Origin of the sequence: Methylobacterium sp. WL116 (assembly GCF_008039455.1) — a bacterium.
GTDB lineage: Bacteria > Pseudomonadota > Alphaproteobacteria > Rhizobiales > Beijerinckiaceae > Methylobacterium.
Genome location: NZ_VRUV01000383.1, coordinates 1 through 4398, shown reverse-complemented (window position 1 = coordinate 4398; position 4398 = coordinate 1). Strand labels below are relative to the sequence as shown.

The 4398-nt window shown below is 73.0% G+C and carries 2 protein-coding genes; both read right to left on the bottom strand.

Annotated features, from left to right (window positions below):
- The coding region (locus FV223_RS20975; protein WP_187276194.1) for an MASE4 domain-containing protein at nt 1–1602 on the bottom strand (1602 nt) is incomplete at its 3' end.
- A gap of 126 nt (nt 1603–1728) precedes the next feature.
- Nucleotides 1729–4398, bottom strand: a 2670-nt coding sequence (locus FV223_RS20970) for a bifunctional [glutamine synthetase] adenylyltransferase/[glutamine synthetase]-adenylyl-L-tyrosine phosphorylase (protein WP_147728818.1), incomplete at its 5' end; no start/stop codon positions are given.

The following is a 4398-nucleotide window of genomic DNA, read 5'->3' as shown; positions in this document are numbered from 1 at the left end:
GGCCACCGGTGGCGACAGACGGGCCGCCTGCCCGCGCAGCACCTGCTCGGCCCGCCGCACCGTGGCATCGAGGGCGTCGCGCTCGGCGATCACGCCGCGGATCGCCGCCAGCGGGCGTAACGTCTCGCGGAAGGGGGTCGGATCGACCGGCGTGCCGCCTTCGGCCACGTCGCGCAGCAGGCCCTCGTGCTCGGTACGCGCCGCGGCGAGGTCGCGCTCCAGCCGGGCGATGGCGGCGGCGTCCTCCTGCCCATCGCGGATCAGGGTTTCGACCCGGGCGCGGACGGCGTCCGAGGGCTGGCGCCGCGTCAGCGCCTCCACGTCGGGTAGGCCGACCCGCACGGCGAGCCGGGCGAGCTCGGCGTCGAACTGGTCCGCCTCGCCCTGGATGCGGGGCAGGTCGACCCCGTTCTTGTCGAAGCGGTCGATCCCGCGAAAACCTTCCAGGATCTCCTCGGCACGCCCGACGAGCCCGGCATCGACGGCGACGGCGGCGAAGGCCGCCTCCGCGACGTCGCGATCCTCGCGGACGACGTGGGCGAGGGTCGTCGCGACGTCCCAGCGCGGCTGCAGGGCGTCGTATCCGAAGATCGCATCATGGCGCAGGCTCCGGCGGGAGGCGCCGGCGGCGAGGTCGAACTCCCAGTCGCCCATGTCGGCGGCGTCCAGCGCGATGGCGAGGTGGTCGCGTGCGCCCTGGAGGTCGGCGCGCTGGCGCTCGCGCGCCTCGGCGATGCGCTCGGCATGGCCGTAGAGCAGATCGACCTTGCGCAGGTAGGCACACAGGACGACGACGCCCGATATCAGCGCCTCGATCCGCCCGGCGAACCAACCGACGGTGCCGCGCGCCGCGCCCGTCTGCGTCACGAGGTTGTCGAGGAGCAGCAGGAACAGCGAGACCGCGAGCCAGAGCTGGAGCAGGCTGCGCAGGCGCGTCGTCCAGCAGAGGATCGCCAGCGAGGCCAGGGTGAGCGCGACGACCGCCGGCCCGATGCCGGAGGTGGTCAGCGCCCAGTAGTCGTCGCCGACGACCGTCGTCGGCAGCCGATCGACATGGGCGACCACGAGGTAGCTCAGGCCGGCTACCGCCGCCGCGACGCCGATCGCCGTGGCGATCCCGGCACGCGCGGATCGGTCGGGTTCGATCAGCCTCGTACGGCCGTCGCCCTCCATGATCGCGTAGGGGAGCGCGAACAGCGGCGGCCCGAGATGCCACAGGGTCCAGAGCCACGTCGTCGTCGCCGGGCTCGAGCCGAGGATGCGGTCGGCACCGAACACGTTCGGAAAGCTGAGAAGCTGAACCGCGACGATCAGCGTCACGTAGAGGCTGCCTGCCGAGAGCACCAGCAGCGGCACCGAGCGGGTGCGGCCGTACTGCGCGAAGAACAGCACGGTGGTCACCGCGTAGACGACAACGAGCGCGGACTGATAGCTCGCCACGAAGCCCGGCATCGGGACCATCGGGCGGCCTGCGACGGGGAGCAGCGCGAAGGACAGCGCGGTGAAGGCCGCGCAGGCGAGGCCGGCGAACCGGCGCTGCCCCGCCCCGGGTGCCGCTGTGGCGAGGGTCCTCAGGTCGGTGGGGCGCGGTGCGTCGTTCACGATGGTCTCCGACCGCGCGACATCAGTGGTGATGCCGAGCGGTCAAGGTTGTGGCAGATTTCCACAACCTACGATACCCGCCTTGAAGCTCGGCAAAGTCGTTCGGCGTCGAACGATGCGGCGACGTCAGTGCTTCGGGCGTCGAAGAGCGAGAAGGATCTTACGCGTCGCGCGCCGCTCGGCCTGAATCTGCGCGACCAGGGTCTCGGCACTTGGGACGCCCATCGCCGTGGCCATGCGGGCCAGCGCGCCGCGCGACGGCGCCGACCCGTCCGCGCCGACCAGCCGCTGCCAATGATGCACCGTGTCGAACAGCCGATAGGCGTCGGCGAGCCGGGTTGCGGTGTCGATGGGCAGGATCCCGCGGGCGCCGGCCCGCTCCAGCACCGCGTCGGCGGTGGCGCCGACCAGATCGGGATCGGCCTGCGCGTGGCCGAGCACGAGGGCCTGGGCCAGGAACTCGAGATCGAGCAGGGCGCCCGGCGCCAGCTTCAGGTCGAGCGGCCCGCGATGGCCCTTCTCGCGGGCGACCAGCCCGCGCATGTCGCGCACCGCCGCGCACACCGCGGTCGCGTCGCGCGGCCGCGCCACGGTCTCGCGGATGCGCTTCGCGATCTCGCCGCCGAGGCCGGCATCGCCCGCGATCACGCGCGCCCGGGTCAGCACCATGTGCTCCCAGATCTCGGCTTCGTCCTGGTGATAGGCGACGAAGCCCCGCACCTGCACCGCGGTCGGGCTGTGCTCGCCGCCCGGCCGCAGGCGCAGGTCGACGGCGTAGAGGCCGCCGCGCCGGGTCTGGACGGTCAGCGCCGCGTAGAGCCGCTGGGCGAGGCGATTGTAGGCCACCACCGCGTCGATCGCCTTCGGGCCCGTGGTGGTGCGGTCCTCGGGGTCGAAATCGTAGACGACGATGAGGTCGAGGTCGGAATCCGCCGTGAGCTGGCGCGAGCCGAGGCGGCCGACGGCGAGGATCGCGCAGCGCCCCTTCGGCACGGCGCCGTATTCCGCCGCGAACCCGCGCTCGACCGCCGCGAGGCTGGCGGCGACCGCGGCTTCGGCGATCCCGGAATAGGCCTCGCCGGCCTGGGCCGCCGACAGGATGCCCGAGAGCAGCCGCGCTCCGGTGACGAAGCGCAGCTGCCGGGCCGCGTCGCGGCTGCGGTCGAGGAAGGTCTCGTGGTCCCCCGGGCTGCCGACCAGCGCCCGGTACTGCGCGGCGATCGCCCCCGCATCGGTGGTCGGCAGGACGAAGTCGGGATCGAGCACCGCGTCGAGCACGTGCGGGCCGCTCCCGACGGTCGCCGCGAGGCGCGGCGCGGTGCCGAGGATGTCGGCGAACAGCAGGCGCAGGCGTTCGTGCGCGAGCAGGATCGTCAGCAGCTCGGCCGCGTCCGGCATCCGGCCGAAGGCGTGGTCGAGGGTGTTCAGCGCCGCGTCCGGCTCCGCCGTGCCGCCGAGCGCCTGGAGCAGGCTCGGCAGCAGCTCGGTCAGGACGGCGCGCGCGCGCGCGGTGCGCACCGCAGGGCGCCGGCCGAAATGCCAGCCGCGCACGGTCTCGATCGTGCGCGCCGGCTCGGCGAAGCCGAGCGCCGAAAGCGTGGCCAGCGTCGCGGGATCGTCCTCGCTGCCGCTGAAGACGAGGTCGCCGACCTCGGCCGAGAGGCTCGGCGCGGTCTCGAACAGCAGCACGTAATGGGCCTGGACACGGCCGGCATGGTGCAGGAGCGCCGCCTCGAACGCCGCACGCGTGGCGAAGCCGCAGAAGCGTGCGAAGGCGGTGAGATCGTCCGGCTCGAGCGGCAGGCGCTGCGTCTGCTCGTCGCGACGCATCTGCAGGCGATGCTCGATTGTGCGCAGGAACGCGTAGGCCGCGTGCAATTCGTCCCGTGCGGCTTCGGTGATCCAGCCGGCGTCGGTGAGGCGGCCCAGCATCGGCACCGTCCGGCTGCCGCGCAGCTCCGGGCGCCGCCCGCCGAAGACCAGCTGCTGCGTCTGGACGAAGAACTCGATCTCGCGAATGCCGCCGCGGCCGAGCTTGATGTCGTGGCCGCCGACGGCGAGGGCCTCGTGCCCGCGCACCACGTGGATCTGGCGCTTCATCGCGTGGATGTCGGCGATGGCGGCGAAGTCGAAGTATTTGCGCCAGATGAACGGCCTCAGCTCGGCCAGGAAGCGCGCGCCGGCCTCGCGATCGCCGGCGATCGGCCGAGCCTTGATGAAGGCGGCCCGTTCCCAGTTCTGGCCGAGCGACTGATAGTAGTCGAAGGCGAAATCGGTGGAGAGCGCCACCGCGGTCGAGCCGGGATCGGGCCGCAGCCGGTAATCGACCCGGTGGACGTAGCCCTCGGCGGTACGCTCCTCCAACAGCTTGGCGATGCCCTGCGCGACCTTGGCGAAGAAGGGCTTCGCCTCGACGCCGTCGGCGAGCGGCGCGCGGGCGGCGTCGAAGAACACGATCAGGTCGATGTCGCTGGAATAGTTGAGCTCGCCCCCGCCGAGCTTGCCCAGGCCGAGGACGACGAGTCCCGAACCCGCCTGCGGGTCGCCCGGGTCGGGCGGATGCAGCTTCCCCGCCCCGGCCGCCTGGAGCAGGAGCGCGTCGGCCGCGGCGCCGACGGACGCGTCGGCGAAGTCCGACAGGGCCTTCGTCACCGTCGGGAGGTCCCAGAGCCCGCCGAGATCGGCCAGCGCGACGAGCAGCGCATGCTCCGCCCGGTTCCACCGGAGCGCTCGCCCGATCGCGACGAGGTCCGGCTTCGTGCCGCCCGCGCGCCCGGCGGCGCGCTGGCGCGCCGT